Origin of the sequence: Polymorphospora sp. A560, from assembly GCF_045781765.1 — a bacterium.
GTDB classification, from domain to species: domain Bacteria; phylum Actinomycetota; class Actinomycetes; order Mycobacteriales; family Micromonosporaceae; genus Polymorphospora; species Polymorphospora lycopeni.
On record NZ_CP122282.1, the window covers coordinates 7,151,283 to 7,168,181 of the forward strand.

Annotated in this window: 14 protein-coding genes; 7 read left to right on the top strand and 7 right to left on the bottom strand. The window is 72.8% G+C overall.

The window, feature by feature from the left end; genetic code table 11:
* Positions 1-32 precede the first annotated feature (32 nt).
* Genes QCD66_RS32190 through QCD66_RS32205 form a run of 4 tightly spaced genes read right to left on the bottom strand, consistent with a single transcriptional unit; the run spans position 33 to position 3,536 of the window.
* Complete coding sequence (locus QCD66_RS32190) at positions 33-1,001, bottom strand: GNAT family N-acetyltransferase (RefSeq protein ID WP_375732922.1); 969 nt, start codon at positions 999-1,001, stop codon at positions 33-35.
* Between the two features lie 42 nt (positions 1,002-1,043).
* On the bottom strand, positions 1,044-1,856 hold the full coding sequence (locus QCD66_RS32195) for an SCO6745 family protein (RefSeq protein WP_375732923.1): 813 nt from the start codon (positions 1,854-1,856) through the stop codon (positions 1,044-1,046).
* Positions 1,853-2,875 (bottom strand): hypothetical protein, encoded by a 1,023-nt coding sequence (locus tag QCD66_RS32200; RefSeq protein ID WP_375732933.1) that lies wholly within the window; start codon positions 2,873-2,875, stop codon positions 1,853-1,855. The genes QCD66_RS32195 and QCD66_RS32200 overlap by 4 nt, the downstream gene beginning before the upstream one ends.
* 31 nt (positions 2,876-2,906) lie before the next feature.
* Positions 2,907-3,536 carry an MBL fold metallo-hydrolase gene (locus tag QCD66_RS32205; RefSeq protein WP_357538834.1) on the bottom strand — a complete coding sequence of 210 codons (630 nt, stop codon included), beginning with the start codon at positions 3,534-3,536 and terminating at the stop codon, positions 2,907-2,909.
* A gap of 148 nt (positions 3,537-3,684) precedes the next feature.
* Between QCD66_RS32205 and QCD66_RS32210 the strand changes: the two genes are divergently transcribed.
* Positions 3,685-4,602: a DUF4349 domain-containing protein gene (locus tag QCD66_RS32210; RefSeq protein ID WP_375732924.1), complete on the top strand. Its 918-nt coding sequence runs from the start codon at positions 3,685-3,687 to the stop codon at positions 4,600-4,602.
* 407 nt (positions 4,603-5,009) lie between these two features.
* Here QCD66_RS32210 and QCD66_RS32215 read toward each other — a convergent pair whose 3' ends face one another.
* Complete coding sequence (locus QCD66_RS32215; protein ID WP_364211826.1) at positions 5,010-6,272, bottom strand: amidohydrolase; 1,263 nt, start codon at positions 6,270-6,272, stop codon at positions 5,010-5,012.
* Between the two features lie 768 nt (positions 6,273-7,040).
* Between QCD66_RS32215 and QCD66_RS32220 the strand changes: the two genes are divergently transcribed.
* Complete coding sequence (locus tag QCD66_RS32220) at positions 7,041-9,065, top strand: protein kinase domain-containing protein (protein ID WP_364211823.1); 2,025 nt, start codon at positions 7,041-7,043, stop codon at positions 9,063-9,065.
* 134 nt (positions 9,066-9,199) lie between these two features.
* The gene (locus QCD66_RS32225; RefSeq protein ID WP_375732925.1) at positions 9,200-10,873 is read left to right on the top strand and encodes a phospho-sugar mutase; all 1,674 of its coding nucleotides are present in this window, start codon (positions 9,200-9,202) and stop codon (positions 10,871-10,873) included.
* A 155-nt stretch (positions 10,874-11,028) separates the two neighbouring features.
* Here QCD66_RS32225 and QCD66_RS32230 read toward each other — a convergent pair whose 3' ends face one another.
* Positions 11,029-11,706: a GPP34 family phosphoprotein gene (locus QCD66_RS32230; protein WP_357538839.1), complete on the bottom strand. Its 678-nt coding sequence runs from the start codon at positions 11,704-11,706 to the stop codon at positions 11,029-11,031.
* 313 nt (positions 11,707-12,019) lie between these two features.
* Here QCD66_RS32230 and QCD66_RS32235 point away from each other — a divergent pair, with 313 nt between their 5' ends.
* Positions 12,020-12,502, top strand: a complete 483-nt coding sequence (locus QCD66_RS32235; RefSeq protein WP_364211817.1) for an 8-oxo-dGTP diphosphatase — start codon at positions 12,020-12,022, stop codon at positions 12,500-12,502.
* A 398-nt stretch (positions 12,503-12,900) separates the two neighbouring features.
* Here the strand turns inward: QCD66_RS32235 and upp are convergent, their stop codons facing one another.
* On the bottom strand, positions 12,901-13,533 hold the full coding sequence (upp, locus tag QCD66_RS32240; protein WP_375732926.1) for a uracil phosphoribosyltransferase: 633 nt from the start codon (positions 13,531-13,533) through the stop codon (positions 12,901-12,903).
* Between the two features lie 149 nt (positions 13,534-13,682).
* On the opposite strand from upp, the gene deoC reads away from it, so the two are divergent.
* Genes deoC through QCD66_RS32255 form a run of 3 tightly spaced genes read left to right on the top strand, consistent with a single transcriptional unit; the run spans position 13,683 to position 16,895 of the window.
* Positions 13,683-14,633 carry a deoxyribose-phosphate aldolase gene (deoC, locus tag QCD66_RS32245; protein WP_364211811.1) on the top strand — a complete coding sequence of 317 codons (951 nt, stop codon included), beginning with the start codon at positions 13,683-13,685 and terminating at the stop codon, positions 14,631-14,633.
* A gap of 2 nt (positions 14,634-14,635) precedes the next feature.
* Entirely contained in the window at positions 14,636-16,072 is a 1,437-nt protein-coding gene (locus tag QCD66_RS32250) for an aldehyde dehydrogenase family protein (protein ID WP_364211808.1), read from the top strand.
* A complete protein-coding gene (locus tag QCD66_RS32255; protein ID WP_364211805.1) occupies positions 16,065-16,895 on the top strand; it encodes an aldehyde dehydrogenase family protein in 831 nt (276 codons plus the stop codon). Before QCD66_RS32250 ends, QCD66_RS32255 begins: the two co-directional genes overlap by 8 nt.
* Positions 16,896-16,899: the final 4 nt, after the last annotated feature.

The window sequence follows — 16,899 nt, forward strand, 5'->3', positions numbered from 1 at the left end:
CGCCGAGGGGCACCGCACCCGGGCTGGCCAGGTCACCCGGCGGTCGCCTCGACGGTCCGTTCGAAGATGTCGGCCTCGTACGACGCGGTCATGCCGGCCGCGCGGTAGAGGCGGGCCGCCTCGGTCGGGTTGCTCAGGTCGACGCCGAGCCCGGCCCGCTCGCGCCCCTTGGCGGCGTAGCCGGCGAAGGCGTGCCCGAGCAGCGCCGCGCCGATGCCCCGCTTGCGGTGCTCGCGCAGCACGGCGAGGTAGCGCACCCAGCCCTCGTCGTCCTCGACACCCTGGTCGGACGATTGCAGGATGCCGGCGACCACGCCGTCGACGGTGGCGACGAACCACTCGTCGTAGGCGACGCTGCTCAGCGCGGCGATCCGCTCCCGCCAGTGCTCGTAGGTCATCGGGTCGTAGTCCGGGGTGTCCCGGAAGGCGGTGTCCAGCACCCGGTGGAAGGTCCGCATGTCGTCGTCGGAGGACGGGTCCACCACCCGTACCTCCACCCCGGCGGGCGGCGCCGGCGGGGTCGTCGACACGCCGTCCAGCGGGCGGGACATCCGGGCGTACCGCTTCACGAACCCGAAGCCGGCCGCCCGCAGGTCACCGGCCCAGCCGGTCTCGGTCGGAACGGCTCCGGCCCGGACGGTCATCCGGTCGAGCCCGAGTTCGGCCGCCTTCTCCGCGACCCGGGCGAGCTGCCGGGACAGCAGCACCGCCCGCGCCGGGACGCCGAGTTCGGGGTGTACGTAGACCTCGACGAACTCGCGGGTGGCCTGGTTGGGGTTGTCGAGATAGGCCCAGCCGACGACGGTCCCGTCGGGGTCGACGGCGACCAGCTGGTCGCGGGCGAGGTCGGTGTGCGGTGCCTCCAGCACCTCCCGGACCTCGTACTCGGGGAAATCGGGATAGCCGACGGCCGCGATGTCGCTGGCATGGGTCACCTTGAGCAGCGCCGGCACGTCGTCGATGGTGGGGGGCCGGGTCGACCAGCCGTCAGGAAGGATCACGCCTGGCATTGAACCCGTGACGGGCCGCCCCGCGCCGTTGAATTACGGGCTTCTGTCCGCATGCCGACTGCCCGGCTCCGCCCGCCCGCCCACCGGGTCGTCGAGGTCACCGGCGGGTACGGCACGCAGCCTGGCCACCGTGCTCTCCAGCAGCCCGACCAGTTCGACCCGCTCGGCGATGCCCAGTACGGCGTACGCGCCCGAGGTGATCCCGTCGGCGACCGCGTCGGCCCACAGCGAGCGCCGGATCAGCGGCTCGGCCGGCGGGAACGGTGGCGACCAGCCGTACGCGAGCGCCCCGCCCTCCCCCTCCGGTCCGGCGATGATCGCCTCCAGCGGGGTCATGCCGCTCGCCCGCACGGCCAGCAGGTGTGCACCGGCCCGGTGCTCACGCAGCAGCAGAAGCAGCACCGCCGCCCGGGCACCGGGCGAGTCGTCCGGCACCGGCATCGCCCGCCAGGCGGCGAAGAGCGGCATACCGGCCGGGTCGGCGGCCTCGACGACCCGGCCGGCCAGCTCGACCAGCCGGGACACCCGTGGGAAGTCGCCCAGGTTCTCGACCCCCCACCGGCAGCATTCGGCGAGGTTGTGGGCGGCGACGTCGGCCGGGCCGGCCACCCGCAGCGCCCCGTCCCAGCCGTCGGCGACCGCCTCCGGGGCGATGAAGCCCAGGGCCGCCGCCACCGTCTCGGCACGTACGTCACCCAGCGCGCCGGCCCGGCCGGCGACGTGGAACGCCCAGCCGGAAAGGCCGAGCAGCCGGGCCCGGCGCAGCGTGCGGGGGGACTCGCTGAACGCGGTACCGATCTCCGACACGCTGGCCCGGACGGCGCCGGCGGTCTGTTCGGGGGTCAACCGCGCCGCCTCTCCTTCGGCGCCGGCCGGCGGCCGGCGCTCCCTGAGTCTGCCCTCCGGGCCGCCTGTGGAACAGTCTCGGCGTCGAACGCCTCGATCGCCGCCTCGACCTCACCGGCGTGCCGACGGGCGGTGCTGGCGGCCCGCTCGGCGGCGCGACGGGCCGTCCGGCGCCGACCGACCTCCTCCTCGGCCGCGGCCCTCCGGCGCTCCACCTCGGCCAACTCGGCCTCGATCCGGTTCAGTGCCCCGACCCCGTCGTGTTCGGCCGCCTCGCACCGGCGCAGGTCCGTCTCGGCCCGCTTCTGCCGGGTACGGGCCGCCGCCAGCTCGCGGGTCAGCTCCCGGCGCTGCCCGGCCCGGGCCGCCTCCTCGGCGCGCTCCCGCTCGGCCCGCTCCCGCTGCTCGGCCCGCTCCCGCCCCGGCTCGGCCCGCTCCTCGCCGGGCCGCTCCCGCCCGCCCTTCCCCGGCGGGCCGGCCGCCGGTTCCGCCGGGCCCGCGCCACCGCTCAGCAGCCGCAGCTGGGGGCGCGGCACCTCGCCGAAGCCCGCGTAGCTGACCGGCCGGAGCAACCGTCCTGACCGCACCTGCTCGGCGACATCCGCGTCGGACAGTGCCGCGTTGAGGGTCGCCTCGACCTCGGGCAGCGGCAGCTTGCCGGCCGCGACGGCCGGCTCGGCCGCCCGGGCGAGGTCCCGGGCTGCGGCGACCAGCGCGTTCACGGCAGCACGGCGCTGGTTGGACAGCTCCCGCAACCGCTCGCCGCGCAGCTCCCGTTGGGCGGTCCGCAACGCCGCCGACAACTCGACCAGGTCGGCCACCAGCTCCGGCCGGTTGATGGCCAGCAGGTTCACCAGCCAGGCGGCGAGGGTGGGTCTGCGCAGGCGGGCGATCCGCCGGGCGGCGTCGCGGTCACCGGCGGCCCGGGCGGCGGCGACCGCGTCGTCACGGGCGGCGACGAACCGGTCCGGTGGCACCGTGTAGAGGCGCTGCTCGATGTCATCGGCCACGTCCGCCATCCTGCCGTGTCCGTCCGAGCCGCGCAGCGGGTCAGCGGACGCGGGTGCCGGGCTCCAGGCGGGCGTACTCACACCCGGACAGCTTGCTCATGTTGGCGTCGGTGACGGTGTGGCCGGCGTCGCTGAGCAGGGCGTCGTGCAGGGCGAAGGCCCGGCGCGGGGCGACGGCGCGGACGAAGTCGACCGCCTCGGAGAGCTTCAGCCAGGGCGCGGAGACCGGCACGAAGAGCGTGTCGACCTGCACCCCCTCGGGCACGTCGAACGAGTCGCCCGGATGGTAGACCTGATCGTTGACCAGGAAGCCGAGGTTGGGCACCCGGGGGATCTCCGGATGGATCTCGGCGTGCCAGCCGCCGAACGTCTGGATCCGCATCCCGGCGGCGGCGAACGTGTCGCCCGGCTCCACGGCGGTGACCACGCCGCCGAGCCCGGCGAGCTTGGGCAGCACGGAGGCGTGGGTGTGCACCGTCACCGTGGCCCGCTTCGCGAGCGCGTCACCGAGGGCGTCCACGTCGATGTGGTCGAAGTGCTCGTGGGTGATCAGAACCGCGTCCACCCCGTCGAGCGCGGCCGGCTCGCTGAAGCCACCCGGATCGATGACCAGCACCGCTCCGTCGTGCGCGATACGGACGCAGGAGTGGCCGTACTTGGTCAGTTGCATCGTGACTCCCTCGGCACCGAATCGAGATGTCTCCCCGGAAGTCTGCCGGAACCGGCGTACCCGCGCCGCGCGTCTGACGGATCGCCGGACGGTGGGCGGACGCAACCGCCACCGGGTGGGCCGGCGACGGCACTGATCGGAGGGGGACATGGCAGTACGACGGGTCGGCGTGGTCCTGACCGCCGTTGGCGTGGCGGCCGCGCTCGCGCTCACCGGGTGCAGCTCGACCACGGAGTCCACGGCGGACTCGGCGGCGCCGTACCACCAGCAGCAGTCCGGGCAGGACGACGTGGCGGCGGCGCCGGAGGCCGGCGGCGGGCCCGGGGCCGGGCAGCCGGCGGCAGGCGCGCCGGTGCGGTTCCGGATCGACGAGCGGGCGATCATCTACACCGGTTCGATCACCGTACGGGTCGACGACGTCGAACGGGCCGCCGGACGGGCGACCGCGATCGCGACCGGGGCCGGCGGGTTCGTCGGGGTGGACAAGCGCACCAGCGACGACCGGCGCTCGACCGCCTCACTGGAGCTGCGGATCCCGGCGAACCGGTTCGGCCAGGTCGTCGACGACCTGGCCCGGCTCGGTGACCAGGAGCAGCGCGACATCAGTACGCAGGACGTCACCGAGGAGGCCCTCGACCTCGACGCCCGGCTCGCCAGCCAGCGGGCCCGGGTGGAGAGCGGCCGGCAGTTGCTGGCCCGCGCCACCAACCTCACCGAACTGGTGATGCTCGAGAGCGAGTTGGCCAAGCGGGAGGCCGACCTGGCCTCGCTGGAGGCGAAGAAGCGCCGGCTGGACGACCTGACCGCGCTGTCCACGATCACCCTGGTGCTGCTCGGCCCCGAGGCGGAGCGCGACGGGGAGGAACTCGGCTTCGTCCAGGGCCTCAAGGGTGGCTGGGAGATGTTCGTCACATCGCTGCTGGTGCTGCTGACCATCGTCGGCGCGCTGCTGCCGTGGCTGATCGTGCTCGGCCTGCCGGTGGCCGCACTCGTCTGGCTGCTCCGGCGCCGCAACCGCCGCCCGCCGGTCGAGCCCGCCACGGTCACCGCACCCCCGCGGTCCTGACCGGCGACCGCCGGGCCGGCCACTGGTTCGAGCCACGTCCGCCCACCCACCCCAAACTCCCCTATGGGAGTGGGTGGGCGGACCGGCCCAGCACCGTCAGCCACTTCCGGGCCGTATGACGGCCCGGCCCCTCAACGCAGCAGACGACGACGAACTCGACCGCGACCGGGGCCGCGAACAGACCACGAGCAAGGTCGCGGGTAGACCACGACCAGGGCTATCAATTCACCGCGACCAGAGTCGCGAGTCGACCGAGCGCCGCCGCACCGTCTGGAGCCCGAGGACCGCGCCGCGAAGCGGTCGCGGCCCGCAGGGCGAAGACGGTGCGTTCAGGCGGAGCGAGCCAGCCCCGCCGGAGGCGGGGCCAACCAGTTCAGCCAGCCCTCGCCGAGCGAGGGCCAACCAACTCAGAACGTGCCGGCGGCCAGTGCGGCCAGCGCGGTGTGCACCATCACCCGCACGCCGTACCCGATCGCCCGCTCGTCGACGTCGAACGCGGACTGGTGGATGTCGAAGCCGCTGTCGACGCCCGGAACGCCGGTGCCGAGCCGGATCATCGCACCGGGCACCTGGTCCAGGTAGAAGGCGAAGTCCTCGCCGCCCATGCTGATCTCGGCTTCGACGACACTGTCGGGTCCGAGCGCGGCCCCGGCGGCGCCCGCGACGATCGCCGATGCCATCCGGTCGTTGATCACCGGCGGAACGCCCCGGGTGTAGACCACCTCGGCCTCGGCACCGGTGCCGGCGACGACGTCCTTGACGAGCTGGCTGATCAGCTCGGGCGCCTCCCGCCACGCCTCGCGGTTGAGGATCCGTACGGTGCCCTTGATGCTGCCTTCGCCGGGGATGGCGTTGTACGCCTCGCCGGCGTGCACCCGTCCCCAGACCATGGAGACGCCGGCGCGGGCGTCGATCCGCCGGTCGAGCAGGGCCGGTACGTCGACGATCACGCGGCCGAGCGCGTGGATCAGGTCCGCGGTCAGGTGTGGGCGGGCGGTGTGCCCGCCCCGGCCGGTGAGCCGGACCTCGACGGTGTCGGCGGCGGCGGTCAGCGGCCCGGAGCGGACGCCGACCAGGCCGGCGGCCAGTTGGGGGGCGCAGTGCAACGCGTAGATCGCGGCCACGTCGTTCAGCCCACCGGCGGCGATCACCTCGGGTGCGCCGGACGGGATGACCTCCTCGGCCGGCTGGAAGAGCAGGCGTACGCGGCCGGGCAGCTCGTCGCGGTCGGCGAGTTGGGCGAGCGCGAGGCCGACACCGAGCAGGACGGTGGTGTGTACGTCGTGCCCGCAGGCGTGCGCCACCCCGTCGACCGTGGAGCGGTAGGGCACGTCCTTGGTGTCGGGCAGCGGCAGCGCGTCGAGGTCGGCGCGCAGCGCGATGACCCGGTCGCCTTCGCCGACGTCGCAGATGACTCCGTTGCCCTTGGGCAGCAGGCGCGGGTTGAGACCGGCCACGGCCAGCTCGCGGGCGATCAGCGCGGCGGTTTCGAACTCCTGGTGGGACAGCTCGGGATGCGCGTGGATGTGGCGACGCACGCTTACCAGTTCGGCTCCACGGGAGGCGAGCCAGCGGTCGAGCTGACCGGGCAACGCGTCGGCCCCGGGCGGAGTTTCGGGCCAGGACGACGCCAGTGGACTGCTGGTGGGCAGTGTCAACGCACTCGTCACGTCGAATTCTCGATCAGTAGAAGTTTGTGATCCGTTGGACAGCCTAGACCGAGGACGGTGACGCTGCGCAACTTCGTTACGGTAGTATTCAGATCGCACAGAGTCACGAAATCCCTGCTGAGTTGCTCGCGCGGCAGCGTGTGCACTGGTTTCGTTCGCCGCCATGTCTCGCACACCTCCTACAACGTGTGACAGTCGCGATGGTCACGTCGGGTGCATAACAAAACGGACGTAAACCCCTAGACCACCACCAAGTGGAGGTGTCGTCCAGTCCTGACGAACGCGTACGGCGAACATCGATCAGACCCGAGCCCGCCCCCACCGTGCCACACCCGCGCACGTTTCGCCCGCACAGGCGGTCCGTCGCCGTCACCCACCGTAGGTACCCGCAGGTCCGGCCGATACACCCCAGCCCCTACGGGGCGTGACGAAACGACGGTCCGCGGCAGCGGCACCCACCTTCGGCCCGGCGGGGCCCGTCGACCCGGACACCCCACGTTACGCAGCGTCCCACAGTCTTCGCCGACCGTATGCGGGCCGCGGGACGCCCCTTTCGGCGAATGGAGCACGTTCGCCGGATCCACACTCCGCCGAACGGGTAAGGGATCCCGCACGCTGCGTACAACTTTCGGGACTTAGGGCAACGGTGCGGCTGCAACCAGTCAACTTCGGATCGAGGTCCACCCTCGCCTTTTCCTTCTGGCATCCCAACCGCCAAGATAGAGGGGTTGTTATCCGGGACCCTCGATTACCTCGGCGGCATTTCCTGTGACTCAAATTCCGACGTGGAGTGGCGGACCAATCAGCCCTACCAGCGGACGCGCGGCACCAGGCACCACAATCGGCGGACGGTACGCACTTCGCGCAGCCGTCGGCCACGGCGGCATGGGCACGGTGTGGCGGGCAGCCGACACGCTGCTGCGCCGCGACGTGGCGGTGAAGGAGGTCATCCTCCCGCCCGGACTCGCCCCCAGCGACCGCGACGCCATGTACGAACGCACACTGCGCGAGGCGCGGGCCGCGGCGGCCCTGCAACACCCCGCGGTCGTGCAGGTCTACGACGTGGTCACCGAAGCCGGTCGGCCATGGATCGTGATGGAACTGCTCGACGCCCGCAGCCTCGCCGACATGGTGATCGAGGACGGCCCGTTGGCCCTCCGGGCGGTCGCCAAGATCGGCATCGCGCTGCTCGGCGCACTGGAGGTGGCGCACGCAATCGGAGTACTGCACCGCGACGTGAAGCCCGCCAATGTGCTGATCTGTTCCGACGGCCGCTGCGTACTCACCGACTTCGGTGTCGCCCGGATGCCGACGGACGTGCAGCTCACGACCCCTGGCATGGTTCTCGGCTCGCCGCACTTCATCTCTCCCGAAAGGGCCATGGGCAGCGAGTTCGGGCCGCCCAGCGATCTCTTTTCCCTCGGTGTCACGCTCTACACCGCCGTCGAGGGTCGTCCGCCGTTCGACCGCGGTGACCCGATCGAGACGATGCACGCCGTGGTCGAGGACCCGCCCGCGCCGATGACCCGGGCCGGCGTACTCGGACCGATGCTGATGGGGCTGCTGGAGAAGGACCCGGCCCGCCGGCTCGACACCCACACCGCCCGCAACATGCTCCGGGAACTACTGGCCGGCCAGCTCGCCAGCAAGGCACCGGGCCACCTGACGACCGATCCCTACTCGGTCGTACCCGCGCAGCGGCCGGCCTGGCAGCCGCCGACCCCCCCGGCGGCGCCAGCGGGGTCGGCGCCGGCAGCGGCGCCGCCCGCGAAGCCCTCGCAGCCGGCGCCGACCGGCAACATCGGCGGCCGGGCGATGATCGCCCCCGGCGAGTCGCTGACCGACCGGCTCGCCGCGCTGCGGAAGGCCGGCCGGCAGATGCCGACCCCGGCCCAGTACGCGGCCGCCGGGCTCGACCCCGACAACCCCGGCGCGACCGGCGAGATGCCGGCACCGCAACCGCAACGGTGGGACGAGCCGACCGCCCAGGCCTGGGCGCCCGGCGGCGTGAACGCGGCGGCCACCCAGGTCGGCCCGACCGTCGCCGCCCGACCGTCGCCGCCGCCCGGCCCGGCCACCGTCGCCGCCCCGGTCGTCACCGTCGGCGCCCCGGCACCGCCCGCCCAAGGTGGGCCGGGTGCCGTTTCGCAGGCCGTCGCCGGCGTACAGCGCACCGGAAACTCCCTGATCACCACAGTGAAGGGCTGGCCGCGCAAGATCCAGCTCGCCGCCGCCGGCGGGCTGGCCGTGCTGCTGCTGATCGGCGCCTTCGTGGTCTTCAACGGCTCCGACGACGAGGCACCGTCCACGCCACCGGTGGTCGCGCCCACCGAACCCGCCGGGCCGGCGTTCGAGGTGCAGACGCACGCCGAACGCGGGCTGTCGGTCAACGTGCCCAAGGACTGGAAGCAGACCGGCACCGGGGTGTGGATCGACTTCACCGACCCGGAGGACTCCGGCCGGCGGGTACGCATCCTGGTGGAGAAGGCCAACACCGACCCGATGCGCTTCCTCCAGGCCGCCGCCGGGCGGCTGGACAAGAACGCCTCCTCCTGCGCCAAGCCGTACAACCAGATCGTCCTGCGTCAGGTCGAGCTCGCCGGCCAGCCGGCCGCCGAACTCGAATACACCTGCGGTGATGGCGAGACCAAGCGGCACGGCGTGTGGCAGGCCGTCATCGCCAACGGCACGGCCTACTCGTTCTACCTGACCTCGCCCGAGACCCGGTTCGAGGAGAGCCGGCCGGTCTTCGACGAGATGACCCGCACCTTCCAGGTGACCGGCAACGGATAGCCGTCGCCAGACCACCGGCGGCCCCATCCCGCTCCGGCGGGGTGGGGCCGCGGCGTATCCCGGCCGGATCCCGGTCCCGGCGGGACGGCCGGGCCGGGGCGGCATACCGGGCCGGCCCGTGTTATCAAGACGGGATGGCAACCGGCACCGGCACGACCGGACTAGACGAACTGCGCGAGCGCGCCCGGATCTGGCTCGACGACGACCCGGATCCCGCCACCCGCGACGAACTCCGGCAGGTGATCGACCGGCTGCCGGGCAGCGCGGCCGAACTCACCGACCGGTTCGCCGGGCCGCTGACCTTCGGCACCGCCGGGCTGCGCGGGCCGCTACGGGCCGGCCCCAACGGCATGAACCTCGCCGTCGTCACCCAGGCCGCCGCCGGCCTGGTCGCCTGGCTCGCCGCCCGCGACGCCGACGGCCCGCTGGTCATCGGGTACGACGCCCGGCACGGCTCCAGGGCGTTCGCCGAGCAGACCGCCAAGGTGGCGACCGGTGCCGGCCGGGAGGCCGTCCTGCTCCCCCGCCCGCTGCCGACCCCGGTCCTGGCCTACGCCGTACGACGGCTCGGCGCGGCGGCCGGTGTGATGGTCACCGCCAGCCACAACCCGCCCCAGGACAACGGCTACAAGGTCTACCTGGGAACCGCGCTCGGCGGCCCGTCCGGCGCCGGCGCCCAGATCGTGCCCCCCGCCGACACCGAGATCGAGGCGGCGATCCGGGCCGTCGGACCGCTGTCCGCGGTGCCGCTCGGCGACCCCGGCACCGTCCTCGGCGAAGACCTCGTCGAGTCGTACGTGGACAGTGCCGCCGCCGTGGTCGACCGGGACGGGCCACGCGACCTGACGATCGCCTACACGCCGCTGCACGGGGTCGGGGCTACCGTGCTCACCGCCACCTTCGCCCGCGCCGGCTTCGGCACCCCCGCCGTCGTCACCGAGCAGGCCGCACCCGACCCCGACTTTCCGACGGTCAGCTTCCCCAACCCCGAGGAACCGGGCGCCACCGACCTGCTGACAGCCCTCGCCGAGCAGACCGGCGCCGACATCGCCATCGCCAACGACCCCGACGCCGACCGGTGCGCGGTCGCCGTACCCGACGGCGGGAAGTGGCGGATGCTGCGCGGCGACGAGGTCGGCATACTGCTCGCCGACCACCTGATCCGCCGGGGCCGGGCCGGCCTCTACGCCACCACCATCGTGTCGTCGTCGATGCTGCGGACCATCTGCGCCGCCCGCGGCCTGCCGTTCGACGAAACACTCACCGGTTTCAAGTGGATCGTCCGGGCCGGGGCGGGCGACGAGCCCCTCGCCTACGGCTACGAGGAGGCGCTCGGCTACTGCGTCGCCCCCGACCACGTACGCGACAAGGACGGGATCACCGCCGCGCTGACCGTCGCCGAACTCGCCGCCGGGCTCAAGGCCGAGGGCCGTACGCTCACCGGCCGGCTCGACGAGCTGGCCGCCGAGTTCGGGGTGCACGCCACCGACCAGCTCTCGGTACGCGTCGACGACCTCTCCGAGATCGACGCCGCCATGACCCACATCCGCAACCGCACCCCCGACACGCTGCTCGACGAGCCGGTCACGTCCACGGAGGACCTGCTGCCCGCCGCCGACGTGCTGATCCTGCGCACCGCGTCGACCCGGGTCGTCGTACGCCCCTCCGGCACCGAGCCGAAACTGAAGGCGTACCTCGAGGTGATCGAACCGGTCGCCGCGGACGACGTCCCCGGGGCCCGGGGCCGGGCGGCCGCGTCGTTGCAGGCACTGCGCACCGAAACCGCCGCCGCGCTCGGTATCTGGTGACCGACACCGGGCGCCCGGGCCGACCGGTGCGGGCGCCCGGGCTGCTGTTGCCCGTCGGCCGGACGGCTCGAGGGCTCGGCGGCCGGGACGGTCAGGCGGCTCGAGGGCTCGGCGGCCCGCCGGCCGGGACGGTCAGGTGGCCCGGCGGCCGGTGGTCAGGCGCGGGCGCCGAGGGCGGCGTCGATGGCCCGGGTCAGCGTGGCGATCACCAGCGCCACCGACGGCCGTACGGTCGACTCGTCGAGGCTGACCGTGCCGCCGAACCCTGCGCTGCCGGCGATCTCCTGCAGCCGGCGGTGCGCGTCGTCGATGGCGGAGCCGCTGAGCCCGAGGGTCGGCTCCATCCGCACGGCGGCGATCAGGGTGGCCAGTGCGGCCGTACGCTCGTCGGGCGTCCCGTCCCCGGTGAGCGCCTTCGCCAGCCGGTCCCGGGCATCGGTCTCGGCCGTCGCGTCGGTCATCGGGTAGCGGTGCACGTGGATGAACCCGAGGGCGGTCTCGTCGACATCCTGGACGATCCCACGGGCGACCAGGCCGGCGAGCACGCGGTCGCGCAGGCCGTGCCGCAGCCGCTGCACCCAGGCGGCCGGGCTGTTCGGGGTGTCGGCCGCGATCCGGGCCAGCACCTCGTCGGCGAGCGGTGAGCCGGTCGGCGTCTCGTCGATCACGACCATCGAGCCATCGGAATAGGCCAACCGGCCGGCGAGCGCCAGGTCGACCAGCACCGCCGCGGCCATCCCCAGGTCCAGGCCGATCCGCGAGCCGGTCGCCTTACCGGACTCGTCGTCGTAGGCCAGCAGCAGCAGCTCTTCGGCGAGAGCAACAGACGTCATGGCCCGGAACGGTAGTCGGTCCGCGCATGTCCCGCATCCATCCTGGCCGTCCGATCGTAGACACGCTCCGTCGCCGCTGCCGGCGGCGCCGTATCCGGGTGTACCGACCGTCGCACCAGCGCCCGGGCCGGTCCCCCGCCACCGGGCCCGGTCACCGGACCGCTGTTCGCCACCGGACCGTTCCTCTCGGCCGGACCGTTCCTCTCGGCCGGACCGTTCCTCTCGGCCGGACCGCTCTTCGCGGTCGGGCCGCCGGACGGCCGCGCCTACGGTCCCCCCGGCCCGGCCGGACCGGTTCGCTTAAGGTGGCCCGGTGCAGGCCATCATCGCGACGCTCGGCTACGTGCTGTCCCCCGACCGCCGGCAGGTGCTGATGCTCCGCCGCGACGCCCGCCCCGACGACCTGCACTACGGGTATTACAACGGCCTCGGCGGCAAGCTGGAGCCGGGCGAGGACGTGGTCGCCGGCATGCGCCGCGAGATCCACGAGGAGTCCGGCCTGGACTGCGAGACCGTCGAGCTGGCCGGCACGGTGTCGTGGCCGGGCTTCGGGCGGTCCGGCGAGAACTGGTTTGGCTTCGTCTTCCGTATCCCGTCCTGGACCGGCGAGCCGAAGCAGGACTGCCCCGAGGGCACCCTGCTCTGGACCGACCTGGCCGACATCCTGGCCGGCCGGGTGCCGATGTGGGAGAGCGACCACCATTTCCTGCCCCTGGTCTTCGCCCCCGAGCCCCGCGTCTTCCACGGCGTCATGCCCTTCAAGGACGGCAAGGCCCAAAGCTGGAGCTGGAGCTGACGCCGCCTGCTGCCCTTCGCCGGCAAGCCGCCGAAGGATGTTGATCTGAGCGGGAGAGACCCTATCCGGGCTGGATAGGGTCTCTCCCGCTCAGATCAACAACGCACACCCTCAGACAAAGCCAACGATCCCGACAAAGCAGACAGCCACTCGCCCGCAACCACCGCAAACCGAAACACCCCGAAGAAGCAATCGACGGACAGCTCTGACCGTGACCGGAGTCGCGAGTCGACCGAGCGCCGCCGCACCGTCTGGAGCCCGAGGACCGCGCCGCGAAGCGGTCGCGGCCCGCAGGGCGAAGACGGTGCGATTAGGCGGCGCGAAGCGGAGCGAGCCAGCCCTCGCGGAGCGAGGGCCAGCCAGCTCAGCCAGCCGAGCCGCAGGCGAGGCCAGCAAACTCAGAACCGGGGCATACCGCCGAACTGGCGGTCGCCGGCGTCGCCGAGGCCGGGGACGATGAACTTCCGGTCGTTGAGCCCTTCGTCGATGGAGGCGGTGACGACGCGCAGCGGCAGGCCGGAGCGGCGCAGCCGGTCGATGCCTTCGGGGGCGGCGAGTACGCAGAGCACGGTCATGTCGGTGCAGCCGCGTTCGGTGAGCAGCCGGCAGCAGTGTTCGAGCGATCCGCCGGTGGCGAGCATCGGGTCGAGGACGAGGACCGGGATGCCGGTGAGGTCGGCGGGAAGCGACTCCATGTAGGCGCGGGGCTCGTAGGTGTGTTCGTCGCGGGCGAGGCCGACGAAGCCCATCGACGATTCGGGAAGCAGGGCGAGGGCGGCGTCGGCCATGCCGAGGCCGGCGCGCAGGACCGGTACGAGCAGTGGCGGGTTGGCGAGCCGGGTGCCCTGGGTGGGGCCGACCGGGGTTTCGATGGGGTAGCGCTCGGCGGGGAAGGTGCGGGCCGCCTCGTACACGAGCATGGTGGTGAGTTCGTGCAGGGCGGCGCGGAACGCCGCCGAGTCGGTGCGGGCGTCGCGCATCGCGGTGAGTCGCGAGCCGGCCAGAACATGATCAACTACGAGTACGTCCACGATCGCTCAACCTACCCGCCCGTACGCACCTGCCCTTACCGAGGCGTGGGCGTACCCGTCGGCCCCGTACCGGGCGTGAGTGGATGGGGCGTCCGTCGATGGGCGCGCGAGCCGGATCGCGGGATCGGCGCGTGCGTAGACTCGGGCGTATGACGGCGACAACGGTGTCCGAGCTGTCCCATGTGACAGGGTCAGAGGCGGCTCTTCGTGCTTTCCTGCACGGGTTGCCCGGTGTCGACCAGGTGGGCGCGGAGCAGCGGGCCGCGATGCTCGGCACCCGGTCGATCAAGACGACGGCCAAGGCGTGGGCGATCGACCTGGCGATCCGGATGGTCGACCTGACCACGCTGGAGGGCGCCGACACCCCGGGCAAGGTCCGCGCGCTGTCGGCGAAGGCGGTGCGCCCAGACCCGGCCGACCCCTCCTGTCCGGCGGTGGCGGCGGTCTGCGTCTATCCGGCGATGGTGCCGGTGGCGGCCGAGGTGCTGCGCGGGACCGGGGTGCACCTGGCGAGCGTGGCGACCGCGTTCCCGTCCGGGCAGGCGCCGCTGGAGGTCAAGCTCGCCGACACCCGGGCGGCGGTGGCGGCCGGCGCCGACGAGATCGACATGGTGATCAACCGGGGTGCCTTCCTGTCCGGCCGCTACCTGGAGGTCTTCGAGGAGATCACCGCCGTGAAGGAGGCGTGCGGCGCCGCGCACCTGAAGGTGATCCTGGAGACCGGCGAGCTGGCGACGTACGACAACGTGCGCCGCGCCTCGTGGCTGGCGATGCTGGCCGGAGGCGATTTCATCAAGACCTCCACCGGCAAGGTTCCGGTGGCGGCGACGCTGCCGGTGACGCTGGTGATGCTGGAGGCCGTACGCGACTTCCGGGCCCGCACCGGCCGGCAGGTCGGGGTCAAGCCGGCCGGCGGCATCCGCACCACCAAGGACGCGGTCAAATACCTGGTGCTGGTCAACGAGACCGCCGGGGAAGACTGGCTCGACCCGGACTGGTTCCGGTTCGGCGCGTCGACGCTGCTCAACGACCTGCTGATGCAGCGGACCAAGTTGACCACCGGCGCCTACTCCGGCCCCGACTACTTCACGCTGGACTGATCATGGGTGTCTTCGAATACGCCCCGGCGCCCGAGTCGCGCGCCGTGGTCGACCTCAAGCCGTCGTACGGGCTGTTCATCGGCGGCGAGTTCGTCGATCCGGCCGACGGCGGCAGCTTCAAGTCGGTGAACCCGGCGTCGGAGGAGGTGCTCGCCGAGGTCGCCGAGGCGGGCGCGGCCGACGTCGACCGCGCGGTACGCGCCGCCCGGAAGGCGTACGACAGGGTGTGGGGCCCGATGCCCGGCCGGGACCGGGCCAAGTACCTCTACCGGATCGCCCGGATCGTCCAGGAGCGCGGCCGGGAGCTGGCGGTGCTGGAGTCGCTCGACAACGGCAAGCCGATCCGCGAGTCGCGTGACGTCGACATCCCGCTGGTGGCGGCGCACTTCTTCTACTACGCGGGCTGGGCCGACAAGCTGACCCACGCCGGGTACGGCCCGGACCCGCGCCCGCTGGGCGTGGCCGGCCAGGTGATCCCGTGGAACTTCCCGCTGCTGATGCTGGCCTGGAAGATCGCGCCGGCGCTGGCGGCGGGCAACACGGTGGTGCTCAAGCCGGCCGAGACGACGCCGCTGTCCGCGCTGCTGTTCGCCGAGATCTGCCAGCAGGCGGACCTGCCGCCGGGCGTGGTCAACATCGTGACCGGGGCCGGCGAGACCGGCCGGGCGCTGGTGGAGCACGACGGCGTGGACAAGGTGGCGTTCACCGGGTCGACGCAGGTCGGCAAGCAGATCGCCCGCTCGGTGGCCGGCACCCGTAAGAAGGTCACCCTGGAGCTGGGCGGCAAGGCCGCCAACATCGTCTTCGACGACGCGCCGGTCGACCAGGCGGTCGAGGGCATCGTCAACGGCATCTTCTTCAACCAGGGCCACGTCTGCTGCGCGGGTTCGCGGCTGCTGGTGCAGGAGTCGGCGTACGACGAGGTGCTGGAGTCGCTGAAACGGCGGATGGCCCGGCTGCGGGTCGGTGACCCGCTGGACAAGAACACCGACATCGGCGCGATCAACTCGGCGGAGCAGCTGGACCGGATCCGTACGCTGTCCGACATCGGCGCCGAGGAAGGCGCCCAGCGCTGGTCGCCACCGTGCGAGTTGCCCGACCGCGGCTTCTGGTTCGCCCCGACGATCTTCACCGGGGTCACCCAGGCGCACCGGATCGCCCGCGAGGAGATCTTCGGCCCGGTGCTGTCGGTGCTGACGTTCCGCACTCCGGCCGAGGCGGTCGAGAAGGCCAACAACACGCCGTACGGGCTGTCGGCCGGGATCTGGACCGAGAAGGGTTCCCGGATCCTGTGGATGGCCGACCGGCTGCGCGCCGGTGTGGTGTGGGCCAACACGTTCAACAAGTTCGACCCGACCTCGCCGTTCGGCGGCTACAAGGAGTCGGGCTACGGCCGCGAGGGTGGCCGGCACGGGCTGGAGGCGTACCTCGATGTCTGAGCGGCAGCGGGTGGCGGTGCGTAAGACGTACAAGCTGTTCGTCGGCGGGAAGTTCCCGCGCAGCGAGTCGGGACGGTCGTATCTGGTGCAGGACTCGAACGTGGCGCTGGCCTCGCGCAAGGACGCCCGGGACGCGGTCGTCGCGGCGCGGGCGGCGGTGAAGGGGTGGTCCGGGGCGACCGCCTACAACCGGGGGCAGATCCTCTACCGGATCGCCGAGATGCTGGAGGGCCGCCGCGACCAGTTCGTCGGACTGGGGCTGCCGGCCGACGAGGTCGACGAGGCGATCGACCGGTGGGTCTGGTACGCCGGCTGGGCCGACAAGATCGCCCAGGTGTACGGCGGGGCCAACCCGGTCGCCGGCCCGTACTTCAACCTGTCGGCGCCGGAGCCGACCGGGGTGGTGGCGGTCGTCGCGCCGTCGACGCCAGCGCTGCTCGGCCTGGTCAGTGTCGTCGCGCCGGCGATCGTGACCGGCAACACGGTGGTGGTGCTGGCGGCCGAGGAGTCGCCGCTGGCGGCGATCACCCTCGCCGAGGTGCTGGCCACCTCCGACCTGCCGGGTGGGGTGGTCAACATCCTGACCGGCCGGGTGGCCGAGACCGCGCCGTGGCTGGCCGCGCACATGGACGTGAACGCCGTCGACCTGACCGGGGTGACCGAGCCGGAGCTGGCCGCCGACCTGGAGCGGGCGGCGGCCGAGAACCTGAAGCGGGTGCTCCGCCCGCCGGCGGACGCACCGGACTGGTCGGCCGACCCGGGCGTGCACCGGATGACCGCGTTGCTGGAGACCAAGACAGTCTGGCATCCCCGGGGGATCTGACCGC

What these genes read in the sequence shown, in the direction of transcription:
- QCD66_RS32205 (WP_357538834.1), bottom strand. Translation starts at nt 3,536, where the DNA reads ATGCAACTGACCAAGTACGGCCACTCCTGCGTCCGTATCGCGCACGAC.
- QCD66_RS32200 (WP_375732933.1), bottom strand. Translation starts at nt 2,875, where the DNA reads ATGGCGGACGTGGCCGATGACATCGAGCAGCGCCTCTACACGGTGCCA.
- QCD66_RS32250 (WP_364211808.1), top strand. Translation starts at nt 14,636, where the DNA reads ATGGGTGTCTTCGAATACGCCCCGGCGCCCGAGTCGCGCGCCGTGGTC.
- QCD66_RS32210 (WP_375732924.1), top strand. Translation starts at nt 3,685, where the DNA reads ATGGCAGTACGACGGGTCGGCGTGGTCCTGACCGCCGTTGGCGTGGCG.
- deoC (WP_364211811.1), top strand. Translation starts at nt 13,683, where the DNA reads ATGACGGCGACAACGGTGTCCGAGCTGTCCCATGTGACAGGGTCAGAG.
- QCD66_RS32230 (WP_357538839.1), bottom strand. Translation starts at nt 11,706, where the DNA reads ATGACGTCTGTTGCTCTCGCCGAAGAGCTGCTGCTGCTGGCCTACGAC.
- QCD66_RS32255 (WP_364211805.1), top strand. Translation starts at nt 16,065, where the DNA reads ATGTCTGAGCGGCAGCGGGTGGCGGTGCGTAAGACGTACAAGCTGTTC.
- QCD66_RS32225 (WP_375732925.1), top strand. Translation starts at nt 9,200, where the DNA reads ATGGCAACCGGCACCGGCACGACCGGACTAGACGAACTGCGCGAGCGC.